At 55.6% G+C, this 20,400-nt stretch carries 18 protein-coding genes and 1 other RNA gene; 8 read left to right on the top strand and 11 right to left on the bottom strand.

The window, feature by feature from the left end; translation table 11 throughout:
- Nucleotides 1–72 precede the first annotated feature (72 nt).
- The 3 genes from V7Z75_RS03665 to V7Z75_RS03655 are packed head-to-tail and all read left to right on the top strand — an operon-like array spanning nucleotide 73 to nucleotide 4,861.
- Entirely contained in the window at nucleotides 73–630 is a 558-nt protein-coding gene (locus tag V7Z75_RS03665; RefSeq protein ID WP_334107391.1) for a TolC family protein, read from the top strand.
- A 19-nt stretch (nucleotides 631–649) separates the two neighbouring features.
- Nucleotides 650–1,765 carry an efflux RND transporter periplasmic adaptor subunit gene (locus V7Z75_RS03660; protein WP_334107252.1) on the top strand — a complete coding sequence of 372 codons (1,116 nt, stop codon included), beginning with the start codon at nucleotides 650–652 and terminating at the stop codon, nucleotides 1,763–1,765.
- Between the two features lie 9 nt (nucleotides 1,766–1,774).
- Nucleotides 1,775–4,861 (top strand): efflux RND transporter permease subunit, encoded by a 3,087-nt coding sequence (locus V7Z75_RS03655; protein ID WP_334107251.1) that lies wholly within the window; start codon nucleotides 1,775–1,777, stop codon nucleotides 4,859–4,861.
- 91 nt (nucleotides 4,862–4,952) lie between these two features.
- Here V7Z75_RS03655 and V7Z75_RS03650 read toward each other — a convergent pair whose 3' ends face one another.
- The 5 genes from V7Z75_RS03650 to V7Z75_RS03630 form a co-directional block, all read right to left on the bottom strand.
- Nucleotides 4,953–5,837, bottom strand: a complete 885-nt coding sequence (locus tag V7Z75_RS03650; protein WP_334107250.1) for a universal stress protein — start codon at nucleotides 5,835–5,837, stop codon at nucleotides 4,953–4,955.
- Between the two features lie 211 nt (nucleotides 5,838–6,048).
- On the bottom strand, nucleotides 6,049–6,531 hold the full coding sequence (gene ispF / locus V7Z75_RS03645) for a 2-C-methyl-D-erythritol 2,4-cyclodiphosphate synthase (RefSeq protein ID WP_334107249.1): 483 nt from the start codon (nucleotides 6,529–6,531) through the stop codon (nucleotides 6,049–6,051).
- A complete protein-coding gene (ispD, locus tag V7Z75_RS03640; RefSeq protein ID WP_334107248.1) occupies nucleotides 6,528–7,232 on the bottom strand; it encodes a 2-C-methyl-D-erythritol 4-phosphate cytidylyltransferase in 705 nt (234 codons plus the stop codon). Before ispD ends, ispF begins: the two co-directional genes overlap by 4 nt.
- A 44-nt stretch (nucleotides 7,233–7,276) precedes the next feature.
- A complete protein-coding gene (locus V7Z75_RS03635; protein WP_334107247.1) occupies nucleotides 7,277–7,654 on the bottom strand; it encodes a YbaN family protein in 378 nt (125 codons plus the stop codon).
- A gap of 191 nt (nucleotides 7,655–7,845) precedes the next feature.
- Nucleotides 7,846–9,882 carry a putative bifunctional diguanylate cyclase/phosphodiesterase gene (locus V7Z75_RS03630; protein ID WP_334107246.1) on the bottom strand — a complete coding sequence of 679 codons (2,037 nt, stop codon included), beginning with the start codon at nucleotides 9,880–9,882 and terminating at the stop codon, nucleotides 7,846–7,848.
- A 363-nt stretch (nucleotides 9,883–10,245) separates the two neighbouring features.
- Here V7Z75_RS03630 and pap point away from each other — a divergent pair, with 363 nt between their 5' ends.
- On the top strand, nucleotides 10,246–11,736 hold the full coding sequence (gene pap / locus V7Z75_RS03625; RefSeq protein ID WP_334107245.1) for a polyphosphate:AMP phosphotransferase: 1,491 nt from the start codon (nucleotides 10,246–10,248) through the stop codon (nucleotides 11,734–11,736).
- A gap of 58 nt (nucleotides 11,737–11,794) precedes the next feature.
- Here the strand turns inward: pap and V7Z75_RS03620 are convergent, their stop codons facing one another.
- The 3 genes from V7Z75_RS03620 to V7Z75_RS03610 form a co-directional block, all read right to left on the bottom strand.
- Nucleotides 11,795–12,388 carry a DUF5610 domain-containing protein gene (locus V7Z75_RS03620; RefSeq protein WP_334107244.1) on the bottom strand — a complete coding sequence of 198 codons (594 nt, stop codon included), beginning with the start codon at nucleotides 12,386–12,388 and terminating at the stop codon, nucleotides 11,795–11,797.
- A gap of 86 nt (nucleotides 12,389–12,474) precedes the next feature.
- The gene (locus V7Z75_RS03615; RefSeq protein ID WP_334107243.1) at nucleotides 12,475–13,743 is read right to left on the bottom strand and encodes an adenylate/guanylate cyclase domain-containing protein; all 1,269 of its coding nucleotides are present in this window, start codon (nucleotides 13,741–13,743) and stop codon (nucleotides 12,475–12,477) included.
- A gap of 107 nt (nucleotides 13,744–13,850) precedes the next feature.
- Nucleotides 13,851–14,507, bottom strand: a complete 657-nt coding sequence (locus V7Z75_RS03610) for an HAD family hydrolase (RefSeq protein ID WP_334107242.1) — start codon at nucleotides 14,505–14,507, stop codon at nucleotides 13,851–13,853.
- A gap of 132 nt (nucleotides 14,508–14,639) precedes the next feature.
- Here V7Z75_RS03610 and ffs point away from each other — a divergent pair.
- The 4 genes from ffs to recR all read left to right on the top strand — a co-directional run bounded on the left by ffs (nucleotide 14,640) and on the right by recR (nucleotide 17,542).
- Nucleotides 14,640–14,737, top strand: an RNA gene (ffs, locus tag V7Z75_RS03605) — signal recognition particle sRNA small type.
- A 126-nt stretch (nucleotides 14,738–14,863) separates the two neighbouring features.
- Complete coding sequence (gene dnaX / locus V7Z75_RS03600) at nucleotides 14,864–16,585, top strand: DNA polymerase III subunit gamma/tau (RefSeq protein WP_334107241.1); 1,722 nt, start codon at nucleotides 14,864–14,866, stop codon at nucleotides 16,583–16,585.
- Nucleotides 16,586–16,602: 17 nt separating this feature from the next.
- Entirely contained in the window at nucleotides 16,603–16,929 is a 327-nt protein-coding gene (locus tag V7Z75_RS03595; RefSeq protein ID WP_334107240.1) for a YbaB/EbfC family nucleoid-associated protein, read from the top strand.
- A gap of 13 nt (nucleotides 16,930–16,942) precedes the next feature.
- Nucleotides 16,943–17,542 carry a recombination mediator RecR gene (recR, locus tag V7Z75_RS03590; RefSeq protein ID WP_334107239.1) on the top strand — a complete coding sequence of 200 codons (600 nt, stop codon included), beginning with the start codon at nucleotides 16,943–16,945 and terminating at the stop codon, nucleotides 17,540–17,542.
- A 39-nt stretch (nucleotides 17,543–17,581) separates the two neighbouring features.
- Here the strand turns inward: recR and V7Z75_RS03585 are convergent, their stop codons facing one another.
- From V7Z75_RS03585 to V7Z75_RS03575, 3 genes are read right to left on the bottom strand one after another with little or no spacing between them, the layout of a single operon-like run.
- Nucleotides 17,582–18,280 (bottom strand): HAD family hydrolase, encoded by a 699-nt coding sequence (locus V7Z75_RS03585; RefSeq protein ID WP_334107390.1) that lies wholly within the window; start codon nucleotides 18,278–18,280, stop codon nucleotides 17,582–17,584.
- Nucleotides 18,280–19,002, bottom strand: coding sequence for a bifunctional 2-polyprenyl-6-hydroxyphenol methylase/3-demethylubiquinol 3-O-methyltransferase UbiG (gene ubiG, locus V7Z75_RS03580; RefSeq protein WP_334107238.1), 723 nt, complete (start codon nucleotides 19,000–19,002; stop codon nucleotides 18,280–18,282). The genes V7Z75_RS03585 and ubiG overlap by 1 nt, the downstream gene beginning before the upstream one ends.
- Complete coding sequence (locus tag V7Z75_RS03575; protein WP_334107237.1) at nucleotides 18,969–20,351, bottom strand: TRZ/ATZ family hydrolase; 1,383 nt, start codon at nucleotides 20,349–20,351, stop codon at nucleotides 18,969–18,971. The genes ubiG and V7Z75_RS03575 overlap by 34 nt, the downstream gene beginning before the upstream one ends.
- Between the last annotated feature and the right edge of the window lie 49 nt (nucleotides 20,352–20,400).

Below are 20,400 nucleotides of genomic sequence, written 5' to 3'. Positions count from 1 at the left end.
TATCTCCTCGGCCGGGAACAGGATGCCCGCAGCATCGTCATCAGCGACCACTGGCGCGCAGTCGAAAATGCAGTGACGGACATCAACACCGCGCTGGAACAGCGCCCGGATATCCTGGCTGCCATGGCCCGCATCCAGATGGCGGATGACAACCGCAAGCTCGCGCAATCCCTGACCACGCGGGACATCACGGTCGGCCTGCAGCTTGAGCACTATCCCGGCAATGGCCCCAGCCGCAACACGATAGGCGCGGGATTCAGCATTCCCTTGTTCACCGGCTATCAGTATCAGGGAGAAATCGCCCGCGCGGAAGTCGACTATACCGCGTCGCTGGAAGCGGAAGAGCGCATCCGCGCCAACGCCGTCAGCGAAATCCAGCGGGCCCGTGCCGACCTGGACGCCGCCATTGAAAAAACTACCCGCTATGATGAGCATATGTTGCAGGAAGCCGAGAAAACCGCCCAGGCCGCGGAATTCGCCTACCAGCACGGCGCCATGGGCGTCACTGACCTGCTGGATGCACGCCGGGTGTTCCGCGCCTTGCAGATTGATGCCGCCACCGCACATGCCGATTACGCTATCTCCCTCGCCAATTGGCAGGCGGCCCTGAACCGCAATACCAACGAATAACCAAGAAGCCATCCATACCATGCAGAAAACATTCCTGATTCCGCTTATCGCCCTGTCTTTCAGTGCCGTTTCCGGCTGGGCAGCTGCCGACGTCAAGCCCGCCACAGCCCCCAAAGCCGCCGATGAAATCGTGCTGGCCCCCGATGCTCCGCAGCTGGCCAGCCTGAAAATAGAGACCGTGACCGAAATTCCCGCGCCGGCCGCGCCGCCATTGAACGGCAAAATCATCTTCAACGAGAACTATACCGCCAGGGTCAGTTCCCCGATTGCGGGCCGCGCGCTCAAGATCAGCGCGGAAATAGGCGACAGCGTCAAGACGGGACAAGTGTTGATGACCCTGGATTCCCCCGACCTCGGCAGCGCGCTCGCCGACGCCCACAAGGCCGCTGCCGACCTGCAGCTGAAAAAACAGGCTTACGAGCGTAACCAGATGTTATTGGAAGGCGGCGTCATCCCCCGCAAGGAGCTGGAAGCCAGCAAAGCGGACCTGGATGCGGCGGCGGCGGAATCCGCGCGAACGCATGCGCTGCTCGGCAACCTCGGCGCCAGCCGCAACAGCACGCAGGACTACACCGTGCGTGCGCCGCTTGCCGGGGTGATCGTCGACCGCAAGGCCAATCCCGGCAGCGAAATCCGGCCGGATGCGGCCAGCCCATTGTTCATCATCACCGACCCCAACCACCTGTGGGCCAGCATAGACCTGCCGGAGCGCGACCTGGGCAAAGTCAGCATCGGGCAGCCTGTTTTCGTGGAAGTGGATGCCTATCCGGGCGAAACCTTTACCGGCAAGGTGCTTTCCATCGGCGGCATGATAGACCCCGCCACGCGGCGCATTCCAATACGTTGCGCGATTGACGGTCAAGGCAGGCTCAAGCCGGAGATGTATGCCCGCATCACGCCTTTGAGCCAGGATCAGCGCAAGGTCATCCGCATCCCCAACAGCGCTCTGATTACCGAGGGGCTATACAGCTATGTATTCGTCGAAACCAGCCCCGGTCATATCAAGAAGCGCCGCGTCACCCTAGACGTGCAGGCACGCGATTACGCCACCGTCAAGCAGGGGCTTTCCAGCAATGAAAAGCTGGTGATCTCAGGCGCCATCCTGCTCAACTCCGAACTCGCAGCGGGTAAATAAGGGCATATCATGCTGGAAAAACTCATTACCTTCTCGCTGCAACAGCGCGTGTTCGTGCTGCTCGGCACCCTGGCGCTGATCATTGCCGGGTATTTTGCCGTGGATAACATGCCGATCGAGGCATTTCCCGATGTCGAGGATGTGCATGTCGGCATCGTCACCCAGGTGCCAGGTCTCGCGCCGGAGGAGGTCGAGCGGGTCGTCACCCTGCCGATCGAGCATGAGATGAGCGGCGTGCCCCACCTGACGCAGATGCGCTCGGTATCCATCACTGGCCTGTCGGTGATCACCCTCACCTTCTCTGAAAAAACCGACGACTATTTCGCACGGCAACAAGTACTGGAGCGCTTGCAAGGCGTAGACCTGCCGCCCGAATACCAGCCCACCCTCGCCCCGCTCTCCACCGCGGTAGGCGAAATCTTCCGTTACCTGGTGGAAGCGCCCAAGGATATGCCGCAGCGTGAAATCCGCGCGATACAGGATTGGCAGATCCGCCCCATGCTGCGCACCGTGCCCGGCGTGGCTGACATCACCAGCTTCGGCGGCAGCATCAAGGAATATCAGGTTAGGCTGGATCCATACCTGCTGAAGAAATTCAATCTCACCGTCGACCAGGTCAATCAGGCGCTGAGCGGCAACAGCAGCAATGTCGGCGGCGGCCTCATGCACCGTGGCGATGAAGACCTCGTCGTGCGCGGCATCGGCCTCTACAAGAGCCTGGACGATATTGCCAATACCGTCATTGATTCCCGGGATGGCAAGCCCATCCTGGTCAGCGATATCGGCCAGGTCGCGATCGGCGACCGCACCCGCTCAGGCATCGTCGCCTTCAACGACCAGGATGACGTGGTGGAAGGCATTGTTATCATGAGCAAGGGCCAGAACCCGGCCAAGGTAATTGACGCGCTACGGGAAAAAGTAAATGAAATCAACACCCGGCTGCCATCCGGCGTGAAAATCATGCCTTTCTACGACCGCACCACCCTGATCCAGCACACTATGCACACCGTCACGGAAAACCTGATCGTCGGCGCGCTGCTCGTAGTCAGCATCCTCATCATCTTCCTGCGCAACTGGCGCGCTGCCCTGATCGTGGCGTCGGTCATCCCGCTTTCCCTGCTGTTCGCCTTCGTCATCATGGATATCCGCGGCGTTTCCGCCAACCTGATCTCGCTGGGCGCAGTGGACTTCGGCATCATCATCGACAGCGCCGTGGTGCTGGTCGAGGCGCTCATGGTCAGGCTGGCGACCACACAGGTGGACAAGCTGCCGCAACAGGCCACCTTCGGCTGGCGCCTGCATACCCTGAAACAGACCGCCGTGGAAATGGGCCGCCCCATCCTGTTTTCCAAGGCCATCATCATCCTGGCCTTCTTGCCCATCTTCACGTTCCAGCGGGTGGAAGGAAAAATCTTCTCTCCCATGGCTTTCACCCTGAGCTTTGCCTTGCTGGGCGCGATCCTGCTGACATTGACGCTGGTGCCCGCCCTGCTCTCCTACACCATGCGCCGCGAAGACATGGCAGAAAAACACAGCAAGTGGATGCACAAGCTGCAGGAAGGCTACGGCGCATTGCTGCTGAAAACCGAAAATCTCCGCTGGCCGCTAGTCGTTGTTTCCACCGGCTTGCTGGCAGTGTCGCTGTTACTGGCACCCAGGCTAGGTTCCGAATTCCTGCCCAAGCTGGACGAAGGCAACATCTGGCTCACTATCAGCCTGCCGCCCTCCACAGGCCTCATGAAAACCAAGGAAGTGGAACGGCATGTGCGCGGCATCCTGCAAAGCTATCCGGAAGTCCGCCTGGTGGTCAGCCATGTGGGCCGCCCGGACGACGGCACCGACCCCAAAGGCCCCAACAATATCGAGATACTTGCCGACCTCAAGCCGCATAACGAATGGCGCTTTGCCAGCAAGGAAGCGCTGATCGAGAACATTTCCGAGAAAATCCATACCATCCCCGGCATCCCCACCAACTTTTCCCAGGTGATCCAGGACAATGTGGAAGAAGCCCTGTCCGGCGTGAAAGGCGAAATCTCGGTCAAAATCTTCGGGTCGGACCTTGCCGTGCTCGAAGACAAGGCAGATCAGGTCGTCACCGTCCTCAACAGCATCCAGGGCGCCAGAGATGTGGCGGCCATCCGCATTTCCGGCAATTCCGAGCTCAATATCACGCTGGACCGGGCCAAGCTCGCCCGCTACGGCATGACGGTCAACGACGTCAACAGCACCATACAGACCGCATTGGCCAGCAATGCCACCAATACCTTCTATGACGGTGACCGCCGTTTTGACGTCACCCTGCGCCTGGAGCAAGAATACCGCGACAGCGTGGATGACATTGCGGAATTGCCGGTAGCTCTGCCCAATAACGCAGGCACCATTCCGCTGGGTGAAGTCGCCGACGTCAGCATCAAGCAGGGTGCATCGCGCGTCAGCCGCGAAGGCGTTTCGCGGATTGTGGCGATCAAGGCCAACCTCATGAATCGCGACCAGGGCAGCTTCGTCGCTGAAGCCATGAGCAAGGTCAAGGAGCAGGTCAAGCTGCCGCCCGGCTACAGCATGACCTGGGGTGGGCAATTCGAGAACCAGCAGCGCGCCATGAAGCGCCTGCAGGTCATTGTGCCGCTGTCGCTTATGATGATCTTCATCCTACTGTTCATGGCGTTCAGGTCAGTAAAAAATGCCCTGCTGGTGCTGCTCATGATTCCCTTCACCCTGATCGGTGGCCTTGCAGCGCTCGGATTAGCGGGTCTGCATCTTTCCGTCTCGGCAGCCGTGGGGTTCATCGCCCTGGCCGGCGTATCGGTGCAGAACGGCGTCATCATGGTCGAGCAGATCAAGCACCTGGTGCGTGAAGGCTACGCCCTGAAAAAAGCCGTGATCGACGGTGCAGTAGCGCGTTTGCGCCCTATCATCATGACCGCCCTCATGGCAGGCCTAGGCTTGCTGCCCGCCGCACTCTCGCACAGCATAGGCTCCGAGACCCAGCGCCCGTTCGCCGTCGTCATCGTCGGTGGTCTGATCTCCGCCACCCTATTCACCTTGCTGTTGCTTCCCCTGCTCTACCCTTATTTTTCAGACGAACGCAGAGACTAACTACCAATGGCACAGACATCTCTACCTGTCATCCTTAGCATGATGCAGGCGCTTTGCCTGCATCATGCGCCCACCTCCGTTATCAAGGTTCTCAGGTGCTTGTGACCAGAACATCGCAGGCAGCTCTTCCAAGCACATATTGTGCAACACTGCCGAGAAAAGCTTGCAGAACTACTCCGCGCCCATGGGTTCCCAAGGCCAGCAAATCAACATGCGAGTTTTTCGAGAAGCGCACCAGTGCAGACCCAGGTTCGCCATTAAGGATTTCGATAGTAGACTCAGCCGCGCCAAGACTATCCTGCTGGAATGCATATAGTTTCTCGCGAGCCTTTTCAACCAGCGCCACACGGTAACGCTTCATATCAGCCTGCGTAGTCCCGGCGCGCAACATCGACTGCTGAAAAGTAAAAGGAATATCGACTGCACGAACCAGCTGAAAGGTTGCGCCGGGCACCAACCTGCGAGCCTCGGCAAAAGCGCTTGCAGCCTGTGGCGAGTCATCGACGGCAACTGCCACATTTTGATAAGGCTTTACTGATGATTCCCTGGCGACAAGAACCGGTATAGAGGACATTCTGATCACCCTGTCCGCAATTGATCCGAGAAATTTATCCTTTAGCGTGCTGCCTTTTCCCGGCCCTATCACGACGACGTCTGCGCACAATTGAACCATGACCTGCTTGATTACTTCATATGGCCGCCCAAACTCCACCCGTACATCTGCGCATTGTGCAAGCTCGCCTTTGGCAACAAGAGCCTCGACTGCGGTAACCGCTTCATGCTGAAGAAGTTTCCGCAACTCACTCTCATCTCTTTTCATATGATGTGCCGCATGAGATAGCTGCTCATCCTCAATCACATGGAGTACGATCAGCCGGGCTGCGTGCGTGCTTGCCAGATGTGCTGCCCGTCTCAGAACAGCACGGCTGCCATCCTCAAAGTCGATGGCAGTTAACACTACCTCTACCTTTTTCACTTTCGATATCCTTTTCTATGGATTATTCAGAGTGAACACATGTGTTTGTGTCCTCACAGGAGAAACCACGAATGAACACCCTACAAAGAATAGTGCGTCGACAGTGCATGAAATAGATAGGCAAAACCTTATAAGTTCATCAACCATTTATGTATTTAATGTGGCACTGCGCTCCGGCATACGAGCCAGAATAACCTTTCCCATCCCAGTATCAGATCTGGTACCGCTGAATCAGGCACACCGCCTGCGCCGCAATACCCTCGCCACGCCCGGTGAAACCCAGTTTTTCCGTGGTGGTTGCCTTGACATTGACACAATCGATTGGCAAACCGCAGTCATCAGCAATGTTTTGGCACATTGCGCCGATATACGGGGCCATTTTCGGCGCTTCAGCCATGATGGTGGCATCGATATTGACAATGCTGTAATGCTTACCCTTGAGCAAGGCAACCACACGGCGCAAAAGAACTCTGGAGTCCGCATCCTTGAAGCGTTCATCGGTATCAGGAAAGTGTTTGCCGATATCGCCCAGCGCTGCTGCGCCGAGCAAGGCGTCACTGATAGTATGCAGCAGCACATCGGCATCCGAATGCCCTTTCAGGCCTTTGGCGAAGGGAATATCCACGCCGCCGATAATGCAGGGCCGCCCTTCCACCAATTGATGCACGTCAAACCCGCTTCCTACTCTAATCATAATTTTTTCTGCTCCTTGGCATCTGCAAGCAGAATCGCTTCTGCCAGTTGTAAATCCTGTGGATAGGTAATCTTGAGGTTCCTGAGCTCACCAAGCACCAACTTGGGACTGTAGCCCAGCGCTTCCACTGCTTGCGCTTCATCCGTAGGCGCTGCGCCTGCATGCTGCAGGGCTTGTTTCAATAGTCCGTAGCGGAACATTTGCGGCGTTTGCGCTTGCCACAAACCATCACGCGGTTCAGTTTTGGCAACGCGTTGCGCGACATCCGCGCGCTTCAAGGTGTCGGCCAGGGGAATCGCCAGCAATCCGCCCACGTCGTCATCCTGCACACTATCCAGCAAGCGTTCCAGCATGGCATGGCTCAAGCCGGGACGGGCCGCATCATGCACCAGCACCCAGTCATTCGCTGCCACCTGCCCCGCCATAGCTTCCAGGCCGTTGAATACAGTTGCTGCGCGCGTGTCGCCGCCATGTCTGTGTATATGCAGCTTGGCATCGACATCTATCACATGCTGCGCCCAAAGATGATCATCCGGGCTGATGATGACATGTACGGAGCTGATGCGCTGTGCCGCAGCGAATAATGCCAGGGTATGGTGTATCAGCGGCTTGCCAAGCAATGGCAAATATTGCTTGGGGCATTCAGTCCCCATGCGGCTGCCGGTACCAGCAGCGGGGATCAGGACATGAAATTTCGACATGGGCGGGATTCTAGCATGCACTCCTGCTTGTGCTGCACCCGTCCTCAAGAGCGCTCTGGCTCAGGACGCTTCCACAGCCAGATTGCCACAGTTGCCATGATCAAGGTGACTGCCCATTTCGCCCACTGCGGCGCAGGTGAGAACCATAAACCGGTGGCGCTGCAAGACATCATGAAGATCGCAATATATTTCGCCTTGCGCGACACCGCGCCGCATTCACGCCAATCGCGGATATGGTGGCCATATTTGGGGTGGTTGAGCAGATAACGCTCCAGTTGCGGCCAGCCACGCTCGCCCGCCCAGGCTGCCAGCAAGATAAACGGCACTGTCGGCATGATGGGCAGAAATGCTCCAATTACACCCAGGATGAGCGACACCACCGCCAACACACGCCATAAAATAATCTTGGTCTGCCTGAGCATAAACACTTTCCATTTTTAACCAATTGAAGATACCACGGCTGGCTATCACCCGCCCAGCCAATCTTCCGTCTCTGCGCCCGGCTATGCGTGTGTCGAGAAAAGTATTGGGAGTGACGCACAAATAGCATAAAAGCGAACAGGGAAAGCCATATCAGCTTTCCCTGCCCTGTTTCATTCCTGCTGCAACCAAATTAAATCACTGGAGCAGGCTTGCCGAAGTAATATCCTTGGAAGGCATGGCAGCCATGCTGTTGCAGAAAATCAAACTGATCAATGGCGTCTATGCCTTCTGCCACCACTGCAAGATCGAGAATTTTGGCGAGCGCCAAAATGGTGTGCACAATCGCAGCGTCATTGGGATCGTCGATGACATCCTTCACAAAGCAACGATCAATCTTCACCTGATCAAGGGGCAATAATTTCAGTACGCTGAGCGAGGAATAGCCTGTCCCGAAATCATCCAGCGAGAACCGCACGCCGATATCCTTCAGCTCCTGCATTTTCTCAATGGTCTGCTGGATATCCGTGTGGAACATGCTTTCGGTCAGCTCCAGCCACAAGCGCTGCGGGTTGGCTCCCGATTGCTGAATAGCATATTTGACCTTGGCGACAAAGTGCGGATCCCTGAATTGCCGGGCGCTGACATTCACCGATAGCGTCCATCTGGATTTGACCTCATCCCGGCTCCATGCATGCAACTGATGGCATGCCGTGACCAGCACCCATTGCCCAATATCCTGGATCAGCCCGGTTTGCTCGGCCAGCCCGATGAACTCGACCGGAGGCACTAATCCGCGCACTGGATGACTCCATCGTATCAATGCCTCATGCCCGATAATCTGGTGCTGCTGGTTGACGACCGGCTGGTAATACAACCGGAACTCCTCTTTCTGCAAGGCCTGCCGCAGGTCTGCCAGCATGGAAGCGCGCGCGACCACTTCAGCCTGCAATGATGGGTCGAAAATGCAAATCTGGTTTTTACCATGCGCTTTTGCACGGTACAGCGCCATATCTGCCTGTTTCAATAGATCGCCATGAGATTTAGATTCATCCGCAAACGTCACGATGCCGATGCTGGGAGATGCATACAGCTCAAAGCGATCGACATGATAAGGCTCATTGATGATGCCGCGCACTTTCTCAGCAATGTTATAGGCCTGGATGGAAGCCTGGACGGGGTCTTCGCTCAGGTCGGCCAGCAGCAGGATGAACTCGTCTCCGCCAGCGCGGGCGACCGTATCCACTTGGCGGACATTCTCGCTCAGTCGCTGCGCCACTTGCTTCAGCAACTCGTCGCCCAGCTCATGCCCATGGGTATCGTTGATTTCCTTGAAATTATCAAGATCGAGAAACATCACCGCGCCATGGTGCCGGGACCGTGCAGCGGTAGAGCAGATCACCTGCAATCGGTCAGTCATCAACCTGCGGTTGGGCAAGCCGGTCAGCTCATCATAAAGCGCCATGTGCTGGATGCTTTGCTCCAGTTCTTTCCGCTGGGTGATATCCGCGCGGATTGAAATATATTGCATAGGCACGCCTGCGCTATCCATGAAGGGCACGATGGTAGTATGCACCCAATAAAGAGAACCATCCTTGGCGCGATTGCAGATTTCCCCATTCCAGACCTGGCCGGAGGAAATAGTGCGCCACAGCTGCTGGAAAAACGCTTTGGGATGATAGCCGGAGTTGATAATCCGGTGCGTGTGGCCGATCAGCTCGCTGCGTTCGTATTGTGAGATGGAACAGAACTTATCGTTGACCCTGATAATGACGCCGCGCGCATCCGTCACCGCCACGATGGCATGCGCATCCAGCGCTACCTTGAGCTCCTCATGGTCGCTGAGCAAGGCCATGAGTTTCTGCTGCGCCATTGCTTGTTCGGAATAGTCGGAAACCAGCATCAGCAAGCCCATACGGGTCTTGCCAGCTCCCAGCATGCCATGCTGCGGCACGATCATGGCATGCTTGTATAACACCTGCCCATCCTCTGCCGTGACTGAAAAATTAAGGCTGGTCTTCCTGCCGCACAATGCTCGCACCATCATTGGTTGAAGATGCTCCAGCCAATTTTCTGGCAGTATTTCCTCCAGCCTGGCGCCTATCCACTGTTCGGGAGCATGCCCGAAAGTATCGCAAAATGACTGATTGACAATAATGACAATAAAACTCAATATCGAAGCACGCGATATGGATGGATAGGTTATTGAGTATATAACCCAGTTGCACATCCCGTTCTTCCTGCATATCCAATTCCAGATGATGCAAACGCCCTTGCACCGCACCAACCCCAGTCTCATCAGATTCAGCCCATGCCTCTCCTGAGAGTCTATCCACTTGCATCAGGTAATCCTTTTCTTTCACATTCTGCCGATGATTGAGCTATATCGCTCAGTCACGCTATACCACATAAGCCGTTAGCTTCCTAAATAGTTAGTGGATGGCGATAGACTCATGCTCGTTATTCACAATATCGGCACAACCATGCTGAAATTAAGGCTGCATGGTCGTTATGGCTGCCCATTTTGACAGCGGTCAGGAATTTATGCACCATGAACCGATATTCACGTCGATCACGCCAAGGCACATATATCATGTTTGAATCCGCTGAACTGGGCCACAGCATTCCCGATGAGGTTTACAAGAAAGAAATTCCTGCCTTGCGGGAAGCGTTGCTTGATATGCAGTACGATCTCGCCCAGGCCAAGAAATTTCCTGTCCTGATCCTGATTGGCGGTGTCGATGGCGCTGGCAAAGGAGAAACGGCTAACCTGCTCAATGAGTGGATGGATCCGCGCCTGATCCACACCCATGCCTTCGGGCCAACAACAGAAGATGAAGCCGAGCGCCCTCCCATGTGGCGCTACTGGCAGAAAATGCCGCCCAAAGGCAGGATAGGCATCTTGTTTGGCGCATGGTACACCGCCCCCATCCTGGAAAACCGCGATAGCAAACCGGGGCAATCGCTGGATAACCACCTCAATGACATCGTGCGTTTCGAGCGCATGCTCACGGATGAAGGCACGCTGATCATCAAGCTCTGGTTCCACCTGTCCAAGAAACAGCAGAAACAACGGATTGCCGAGCTGGAAGCCAACCCCAAGACGCGCTGGCGCGTTACCGACCAGGACAAACAACACCTCAAGCATTACGAAGCGTTCCGCACCCTCACCGGGCACATCCTGCGCGAAACCAGTACGGCCAATGCGCCATGGATGGTGATTGAAGGCTCCGACCCGAACTATCGCGGCCTTACTACGGGCAGATATCTGCTGGACACCATACGCAACCGCCTGGACAGCAAAACCCCTCCTCCACGCAAAGCTTCCGCCCCGGCATTGGAGCTGGTGGCGTCCGATGGCCGCAATGTGCTGAATACGCTTGACCTGAGCAAATCCCTGGAAAAAGACGAATACAAAGAGCAGCTCGAAGAATATCAAGGCAAGATCAATCTGCTGACCCGGCATGAGAAATTCAAGCAGATTTCCGTGATTATCGCGTTTGAGGGCGTAGATGCCGCAGGTAAGGGCGGCGCCATCCGCCGTGTCACCCAGGCGATGGATGCGCGGACTTACAGCATCATTCCCATTGCCGCACCTTCGGATGAAGAAAGCGCCCAACCCTACCTCTGGCGCTTCTGGCGCCAGATACCCCGCCGCGGACGGGTGACGATCTTCGACCGCACATGGTATGGGCGTGTATTAGTGGAAAGGGTGGAAGGTTTTTGCAACTCCCAGGATTGGATGCGTGCCTATGCCGAGATCAATGATTTTGAAGAGCAACTGACCCAACACAACATCGTGCTGGTGAAATTCTGGTTGAATATCGACAAGGATGAGCAGCTAAAGCGCTTCAAGGAACGAGAAGATACGGCATTCAAGCGCTACAAGATCACCGAGGAAGATTGGCGCAACCGCGAAAAGTGGGATGACTACCAGCAGGCAGTCTGCGACATGATAGACCGCACCAGCACCGAGCGAGCGCCCTGGACCCTGGTGGAATCGAATGACAAGAAATTCGCTCGCATCAAGATACTCAAAACGATATGCGAACAGGTGGAACACAAGCTGGAGTCACTCAAATAAACCGCATCCGGATAAACATATTGCATGCGCCCAGATGCGTCGTCTGCGAGCCCGTCAGTTAACCAGCTTTGTTGTCAGCCTCGCCCTGGATGGCAGCAAGCTTGGTTTGCAGAAAATCGTCATATCCTTTCTGCACCAGTTCGTATGTCTTGGCAATGCCAGCGGCAATCGAACTACCCTCGCCCAGCACGTTCAAGCCGCTAAGAATATCCTTGGCTTCGGCAAATCCCTTTTCAAAACCACCACGTATCAATTGAACAAAATCACGTGCCACGGTTTCAGGATCCTTGCCTGGGTAACGGGCGGCATAGGCTTCATAAAAGCCGGTGGACATTGATAGTATCCGTCCGGCAGTGGCCTCGGCGCTATTGTCCTGCCCCATGGCATTATTGATGGCATCGGGCCCAAGCTCCGGCGCCAGTACATTGTTGATATGTTCGACTGCGGAACGGTACAGCAAAGCCAGGCCATCGTTACCGGACTTAAGGGAGACTTGCAGGGAGGCTTGCAAAATTTGTCCATTGAGCACCGCTTTCTGGCCATCTGGACGCAACTGTGCCGCTTTTTTTGCCTCTTCCAGGGAAGTGTTGGCAGAGGCAGGCACACTAGAGGTAGCGGTAGCTGTTGATATATCGTTACCGGATGCAATCATGGTTGGTCTCCCTGGGATTATTTCGCAATGATAAAAGCTTATCGGCAGAAACCAGGAAATATTGAATCCGTCCTGCCAGTCGCGCCTTACTCTGCAGGCTGGTATTTCCTGCCCTTCAACAGGTAAGTATCGACAGTGCCCTTGCCCTTGACCTCAACCCCATCGCGGGCTTCAAACACATAATCCTGCTTGAGCAAGGCATAAGTGGCGGCGGATACCTGTATTTCATTGGGCAGCCCGGTATGTTCCATACGGCTGGCCACATTGACGGCATCGCCCCACAAGTCATAGCTGAATCGCATATTGCCGATGATGCCGGCTACCACAGCCCCGCTATTGATACCGATACGCATGGAGATCGGCCTGCCTATTTCCAGGGAAATACTCTCCAATAAGGCCAGCATTTCCAGCGCCATATCTGCAATGGCCTGGGCATGGTCGGCACGCGGCGCGGGCGCGCCGGCAATCACCATATAGGCGTCTCCGATGGTCTTGATCTTTTCCACCCCGTATTGCGTCGCGAGCAGGTCGAACCGGGAAAACACATGGTTGAGCATATCCACCACTTGCGTCGGCGTCATGTTGGCGGACATTTGCGTGAAATTGACAATATCCGCAAACAAAATAGTCACAGCCTCATGACTATCCGCGATCCGCACTCCATGTGCATCCTGCAAACGTTCGGCGACCGAATCGGGCAATATGCTGCGCAACAGTTGTTCGGAGCGGGTTTTCTCAATGGCAAGCGCTTCCAGCACTTTGGCTTTCTGGGTCTGGAAATAGCGCATCACGGTATAAAGAATCGCCGACACGCCCGCCATGTTGAGCGCGAAGAAAGCATCGCGAACATCGCCGGGAATGGGCAGGGCATGCATGGAGAATACGGGGTTCAGCCACCAGGAAAGCATAGCCAGCACTGCGAACAGAAGGAACCAGGGCGTGGACTGTCGGGTGCCAAGAATCATCAATGCTCCTACCGGCGAGAGGACCGCCCAGAACGCCACGCCGCTGGAAGCCTGGAAACCGCCGATGATCCATTGCATGAAGAATGGCATGACCAGCAGCATGACCAGTTGCGTGAAAGTGAAAGCATCAAAGCGCTTGAAATGGTAAAACACCAGCAGGCTGCTGTAGGAAATGATGATGTAGAGGTAAGGCATCGCCGCCATCACTGCATATCCCTCTCCCAGGCTGGAAAGGGTGAATATCCACAATACGCAGGCCAGACTTTCAGCAACCACCAGGATAGACAGGATGACCACGCCCAGCACAACCGTCCTGGCGACTTCAGGTGGCTTGTTCCCCAGGAAAGGCTGGATTAGCCGCATGAAATAACGGTCAGCCTGCTGCTGCATGAATCATGTTCTCTTTGTTGTTATCCAGTAACTTGGCAATATATAGCAAGGTCAGCAGTTTATCTATCCAATGCTGCTGGCGATTCTATCGCTCGCCTTTCACTCCTTTATTGCACCTCACGCCCCTGCATCAATGCCGGCAACTCTTGCATATCGTCAAATACCCGCTCCGCGCCTGCCTGCAGCAACCGGTTGCCATCCATGGTGCCGGTATAGGCATAGACTCGCATGCCAGCCGCAACCGCAGCACTCACCCCAACTTCGGTATCCTCAATCACCAGGCAGGTGGATGGTGAATACCCGAAACTGGCAGCAGCATGCAGATAGACATCCGGTGCAGGCTTGGGGTGCCCCAGATCGGCAGCGCTGAATATCCTGTCATCGAAATACATGGCCAGATCTGTCAAGGCCAGCATTTCCCGCACCTTGGCGGCGCTGCTGTTGGAAGCAACGCAACGCGGCAAGGCAAGCTGCTGCAATACATCTCTCACGCCAGCCACCGGTTGGAGCTCTGCGCGCAGAACAATATCGCGCCGTGGACGGTAGCGCTGAAGAAAATCCGCCTGTGGTTCCCGGCCATAGACTTGCTTGACCACGCTGATGCTCTGATCCAGCGAGTAGCCGACAAAATAACGCGCCATATCCTCAAGATTTGCAGGAATGCCTTCTTCATTCAGCACATCGACAAACACCTGGTTGGTGATCCGCTCGCTATCCACCAATACCCCGTCGCAATCAAAAATCACCAGTTCATGGGCTGGCATGTTCCCCCCGTTGCATTATCCAAAACGAATCATCATGCCTGAAAGCCGCCAGCAATGCATCTTGCCGCTTGAGCCCATCAAAAATCTGAAATTACTGGCTGTCGATGGGCGCTTTGGGTTAGAATCACGGCTGGCGGGCCTCCCCGCATTGCAAAGTAGCCAACCTGGTCAGGTCCGGAAGGAAGCAGCCACAGTTATTGAAGCAAGTGCCGGGGGTTGGGCTCGCCTCCTGGACATCAGCAACCTGACGTGACCAATGATGCCAATGTCATCCCGCTTGGAAATACTCTTCTTAAACCTCCGGCAATGCAGGCACCTGTAATGCAATGCATGACACCCATTGAGTTTATACGCCCATGAGCTATCAGGTCCTTGCCCGCAAATGGCGTCCGAAATCCTTTGATGCGCTGGTCGGCCAGGAGCACGTCGTCCGCGCCCTCACCAATGCGCTGGAACAGCAGCGCCTGCACCATGCCTACCTGTTCACGGGTACCCGCGGCGTCGGCAAGACTACCCTGTCCCGCATCCTGGCGAAATCCCTAAATTGCGAAGCGGGCGTCAGCGCCCACCCCTGCGGACAATGCGCGGCCTGCGTCGCCATCGACAAAGGCAGCTTCCTCGATTATGTCGAGATGGATGCCGCCTCCAATCGCGGCGTGGATGACATGACCTCGCTACTGGAAAAAGCCGTTTACGCACCCACGCAGGGTCGCTACAAGGTTTACATGCTGGATGAGGTGCACCAGCTCACCGGGCATGCATTCAACGCCATGCTGAAAACGCTGGAAGAGCCTCCGGCCCACGTCAAGTTCATCCTGGCCACCACCGATCCGCAGAAAGTCCCGGTCACCATCCTCTCGCGCTGCCTGCAATTCAATCTGCGCCAGATGTCAGGCAGCGGCATCGCCGATCACCTGCAATATGTGCTGACCCAGGAGAACATCGTCTTCGAGCCTGTCGCGCTGCAATTGATCGGCCGCTCCGCCAACGGTAGCATGCGCGATGCGCTTTCCTTGCTGGATCAGGCGATTGCCTATGGCGGCAACAGCGTCAATGAAAAGGAAGTGCGCGCCATGCTGGGCGCGATTGACCAATCTTATCTATTTGATCTGCTCAATGCACTACTCGCCCACGATGGCAATGCCATGCTGAATCAAGCACGCGCGATGGAGCAACGAGCCATTTCCTTTGATGCCGCGTTAAATGATCTTGCCAACCTGCTGCATGAAATTGCCATTGCACAAGCAGTGCCGGATAGCATTCCCCAGGACCACCCCGAGCGGCAGGCCATGCTGGATATTGCCGCGCGCATAGGCGCGGAAGAAATCCAGCTGTATTACCAGATTGTCCTGCTGGCGCGACGCGACCTAGGCCTGGCACCTGATGAGTTTGCCGGGTTCACCATGGCATTGCTACGCATGCTGGCCTTCAACCCGGGAGAACAGAAATCCCCGGTCAAAGCGGCAAAACCCAGCCCTGCCGCAGCCAATCATCTCAATACCCCCAGCACGCCTGACTCTACTGCGTCACGCGCCAGCGCTGCCTTGGCCATCAGCCAGTCTACGGCGCGTATCTCTGCTCCAGATGCTGCTTCCGTGGCTACTGCTGCGCCAGCGATAGTAGAAACCCCGCCTCCTGCCGCATCGACGCCCACCCCTGTTGCAGCAACCGATACCGGCACAGCATTGGCCATCACGCGCAGCTTCGATGGTGACTGGCGTTCCCTGGTTGATCGGCTCAAGCTGGGCCTGGCGCGCACGCTGGCGCAGAACTGTGAATTAGCCAGTTTCGATGACAATCACATTGCTTTCTCCGTCCCGCCTTCGCAGAAAAACCTGCTAGGCATGGGTTATGAGGAAAAACTGAAAAGCGCGGTAGAGCAGCATTTTGGCCGCAAGATCAACCTGACATTTTCGCTGGGAGGTAGCGGCAACACCCCTGCCCAGTTGATGAGCCAGGAAAAAGCCGCGCAGCAGGAGCAAGCAGAAAACGCAATTCACACGGATGTTTTCGTACAGGCGCTGATCAACGATTTCGGCGCCCAGATCATTCCATCCAGTATCAAACCCCTACAATAAACCCGGAGGATATCCAAATGATGAAAGGTGGCTTGGGCAACCTGATGAAGCAGGCCCAGCAAATGCAGGAAAATATGAAACGCACTCAGGAGGAATTGGGCAAGGTTGAAGTGGAAGGCCAGGCTGCTTCCGGCTTGGTGAAAATCACCATGACCTGCCGCCATGAAGTGCGCCGCGTCAGCATTGATGACAGTTTATTGAGCGACGACAAGGACATGCTGGAAGACCTGATCGCCACGGCATTCAACGATGCCGCGCGCAAGGCGGAAGCAACCTCGCAGGAACGCATGGGTAGCCTGACTGCCGGCCTGCCTCTTCCACCTGGTATGAAATTACCTTTCTAAGAAATCCATACCCATGCGCAATCCACCCGCCCTGGAACAACTGGTTGAAGCCTTACGCTGCCTGCCTGGGGTAGGTCCGAAATCAGCCTTGCGCATGGCCTACTATCTGCTGCAGCGAGACCGTAAAGGCGCTGGCCTGCTCGCCCAATCGCTTGAACAGGCTTTACAAGTCGTCAGCCACTGTACCTTGTGTAACAACTTCAGCGAACAGGAAATCTGTCCTCTCTGCGCCTCGCCAGCACGCGACCATTCCCTGCTCTGCGTTGTGGAAATGCCCAGCGACCTCATGATGCTGGAGCAGACACAATCCTATCAAGGCATGTACTTTGTCCTCATGGGCAGGCTATCCCCGCTGGATGGGGTCGGCCCACGGGACATTCACCTGGACAAGCTGCTCAAGCGCGCCCAGGATGGCAAGGTCGAGGAAGTGATTCTGGCGACCAACTACACAGTCGAGGGCGAGGCCACGGCCCACTATGTCAGCGAGTTGCTGCAGGCCCGCGGCATCAAGGTTAGCCGTATTGCGCGCGGCCTGCCCATGGGCGGGGAAATTGAGCATGTGGATAGCGGCACGCTGGCACAAGCCATGTTGGAACGCCGCCACATCCGCTAACCAAGGCTTGAAAGAAGCCCTAGCTAATCTAACTTAAGCCTAATCCGCTGCTTCATCCACAAAGCCATTAGCTAATGTTTGCTGCCATGCAGCGAGACAGGTTTCTATCCCGGCCACCTCATGCGCAACATAATCTGCACCCCACTCCAGTGGACGGTCAGTCTGATCCAGGTAACCATACAAGGCCACAACTGTCGGCATTCCTGCCGCCATCCCAGCCTCGATATCCCGCTGGGCATCGCCGATATAAATACAGTTTTCCGGGCCAACATCCCCCTGCTGGCAAGCCAGCAATAAAGAGTCAGGATATGGCTTGGGACGCGGTGCATCATCCGCGCAAACTAGGCAAGCCATGCGCTGGTCAAGCTCCAGCGCCTCCAGCAGCGGCGCTGAAAAACGCCGGGGCTTATTGGTAACGACTCCCCAGCCCAGCCCAGCTGCTTCAATGCTTTTCAGCAAGGCTTCCATACCTTCGAATAACAGCGGAGTCCGCGCGAAGACTTCATCATATAGCGCCAGATATTCGTCGCGCATAGCCACGAAATCAGCATCCCCCGGCTTGAGGCCAAAACCAATGCCAAGCAATCCCCTGGAACCGTGGGAAGCATATGGCCTGATAATATCTTGATCGAGAAAGGGCAAGCCATGGCGCTTGCGTTGCAGGTTGAGCGCAAGACCAAGATCAGGCGCAGTATCGGCCAGCGTGCCATCCAGGTCAAACAGGACAAGGTGCTTCATCATGACTTGACCGTTTGCAGGATATAGTTGACTGACACATCATTATTCAATTTGTATTGCTTGGTCAGCGGGTTATATCCCATGCCTTTCGAACCAACCACATCCAGCCCCGCCGCGCGCGCCCAGGCAGCCAGCTCGGAAGGCTTGATAAACTTCTCATATTCATGGGTGCCGCGTGGCAGCAGGCTCAATACATACTCCGCACCCACCACGGCAAACAAATAGGCCTTGGGGTTGCGGTTAATGGTAGAGAAAAATACCTTGCCTCCTGGCTTGACCAGCCTGGAGCAGGCATGCACCACCGCAGCAGGGTCAGGCACATGCTCCAGCATTTCCATGCAGGTCACAGCATCAAAACTTTCCGGCATTTCCTGCGCCAGCTCTTCTACCGCAACCAGCCGGTATTCCACCTTGGCATTACTTTCATATTGGTGCAGTTGCGCTACCTTGAGCGCTTTCTCGCCCAAGTCTATGCCCATGACCTCGGCGCCACGCTCGCTCATCGACTCCGAGAGTATGCCCCCGCCACAGCCGACATCCAGCACACGCTTGCCTGCCAGCCCGGCATGCTCATCTATATAGTTGAGGCGCAAAGGGTTGATTTCATGCAGCGGCTTGAATTCGCTGTTCTTGTCCCACCATTTATGGGCCAACTCAGCAAATTTCTGTAGCTCTGCCTGGTCTACATTCAGGCCAGATACTGACTCAGTCTGGTTTGCCATTCGGTACTGATCTCCTTTAACTCGGCAGGCTCGATATCGGCATAAATGCCCGCCTGCCCCTGCAATTTCTGATACTTCAATTCCCCAGCTATCCAGACATGGCTTACATGCTCCCGTCCAGCGCTGTATACAAGATGGGAAATGACATCGTAACAAGGCTGTATTTCCACCGCAGACAGATCGACCGCCACGATATCCGCATATTTGCCAGCTTCCAGGGAACCCAGCTTGTTGTCCTGCCCCAATGCCTTTGCCGCATTGATGGTCGCCATTGCCAAGGCTTGGGCAGCAGGCACACTTTCCGCATCTCCGCTAGCGCCCTTGGCCAATAAAGCAGCCAGGCGCATTTCCGCGAACATATCCTGCCGGTTGTTGCTGGCAGCCCCATCCGTGCCTAGCACTACATTCACGCCCGCCTTTACTAGCGCATCAACCGGCGCAATCCCGCTCGCCAGTTTGAGGTTCGAGGTTGGACAGTGCGCAATATGACAGCTATGTCTTGCCAAGGAGGTCATTTCTGCTTCGGTCAAATACACTCCATGCGCTGCCACCAGGCTCGGCCCCAGCAACCCAAGAGATTCCAAGCGCTGTAATGGCCGGATACCATACTGCTTGAGGCTTTCCTCAATTTCTATCCGGGTCTCGTGCAGATGCATATGGATATTCAGGCCCAATTGCTCTGCATAAGTGATGATCTGCTCAAAAGTAGCATTGCTGACAGTATAAGGCGCATGAGGTGCCAGACTGGCACTCAACAACTCGTTATCGCGCCAACTATCTCTCGCCTGCAATCCTTTCTGCAAGTAGTCCTCAGCATCACAGGCGTAATTGCTTAAGAGTTCCATCACAAGCAGTCCAATATTCGCCCGCATGCCTGCCTGTACTGCCGCTTCCGCAACCGACTGGGGGAAGAAGTACATATCACTGAAACAAGTCGTTCCGCCTGCCAGCATTTCCGCACAGCCCAGCAAGGTGCCCTGCCGTACAAATAGCTCCGAGACAAAATGCTTTTCTGCCGGCCAGATATGCTGTTGCAGCCATTGCATCAATGGCTTGTCATCCGCAAAGCCCCGCATCAGGCTCATTGCCGCATGGGTATGCAGATTGATCAAACCGGGAATCAATACATGCTCATTGAGATCGACTATCCGCGCCGATGGATACTGCGCCCTGGCCTGCTCCTGTGGCAGAATCGCCAGAATACAGTTATCGCTTGTGACAACGCTGTAATGCTCAAGCACCATACCTTGTGGCAGGACAGGCACAACCCAACGCGCCTCCAATACTTGCAATGCGGACGAAGCTAAAGAGGAGGATGAAGAATATTGCTTATTTGAAGTTGTATTCATGAACAACCATATATAAAAAAGCCCCGCATAGCGGGGCTTTTTCAACACT

It is taken from the genome of Methylobacillus sp. (assembly GCF_036844465.1).
Classification (GTDB): Bacteria; Pseudomonadota; Gammaproteobacteria; order Burkholderiales; family Methylophilaceae; genus Methylobacillus.
Note: the sequence above shows the minus strand (reverse complement) of the source record. Positions and strands in the feature narration are given on the sequence as shown.

Bases quoted from the DNA above. Each gene is read 5' to 3' on its own strand.
- V7Z75_RS03660 (WP_334107252.1), top strand. From the start codon at position 650: ATGCAGAAAACATTCCTGATTCCGCTTATCGCCCTGTCTTTCAGTGCC.
- V7Z75_RS03655 (WP_334107251.1), top strand. From the start codon at position 1,775: ATGCTGGAAAAACTCATTACCTTCTCGCTGCAACAGCGCGTGTTCGTG.
- ispF (WP_334107249.1), bottom strand. From the start codon at position 6,531: ATGATTAGAGTAGGAAGCGGGTTTGACGTGCATCAATTGGTGGAAGGG.
- ispD (WP_334107248.1), bottom strand. From the start codon at position 7,232: ATGTCGAAATTTCATGTCCTGATCCCCGCTGCTGGTACCGGCAGCCGC.
- V7Z75_RS03635 (WP_334107247.1), bottom strand. From the start codon at position 7,654: ATGCTCAGGCAGACCAAGATTATTTTATGGCGTGTGTTGGCGGTGGTG.
- V7Z75_RS03630 (WP_334107246.1), bottom strand. From the start codon at position 9,882: ATGTGCAACTGGGTTATATACTCAATAACCTATCCATCCATATCGCGT.
- pap (WP_334107245.1), top strand. From the start codon at position 10,246: ATGTTTGAATCCGCTGAACTGGGCCACAGCATTCCCGATGAGGTTTAC.
- V7Z75_RS03620 (WP_334107244.1), bottom strand. From the start codon at position 12,388: ATGATTGCATCCGGTAACGATATATCAACAGCTACCGCTACCTCTAGT.
- V7Z75_RS03615 (WP_334107243.1), bottom strand. From the start codon at position 13,743: ATGCAGCAGCAGGCTGACCGTTATTTCATGCGGCTAATCCAGCCTTTC.
- V7Z75_RS03610 (WP_334107242.1), bottom strand. From the start codon at position 14,507: ATGCCAGCCCATGAACTGGTGATTTTTGATTGCGACGGGGTATTGGTG.
- dnaX (WP_334107241.1), top strand. From the start codon at position 14,864: ATGAGCTATCAGGTCCTTGCCCGCAAATGGCGTCCGAAATCCTTTGAT.
- V7Z75_RS03595 (WP_334107240.1), top strand. From the start codon at position 16,603: ATGATGAAAGGTGGCTTGGGCAACCTGATGAAGCAGGCCCAGCAAATG.
- recR (WP_334107239.1), top strand. From the start codon at position 16,943: ATGCGCAATCCACCCGCCCTGGAACAACTGGTTGAAGCCTTACGCTGC.
- V7Z75_RS03585 (WP_334107390.1), bottom strand. From the start codon at position 18,280: ATGAAGCACCTTGTCCTGTTTGACCTGGATGGCACGCTGGCCGATACT.
- ubiG (WP_334107238.1), bottom strand. From the start codon at position 19,002: ATGGCAAACCAGACTGAGTCAGTATCTGGCCTGAATGTAGACCAGGCA.
- V7Z75_RS03575 (WP_334107237.1), bottom strand. From the start codon at position 20,351: ATGAATACAACTTCAAATAAGCAATATTCTTCATCCTCCTCTTTAGCT.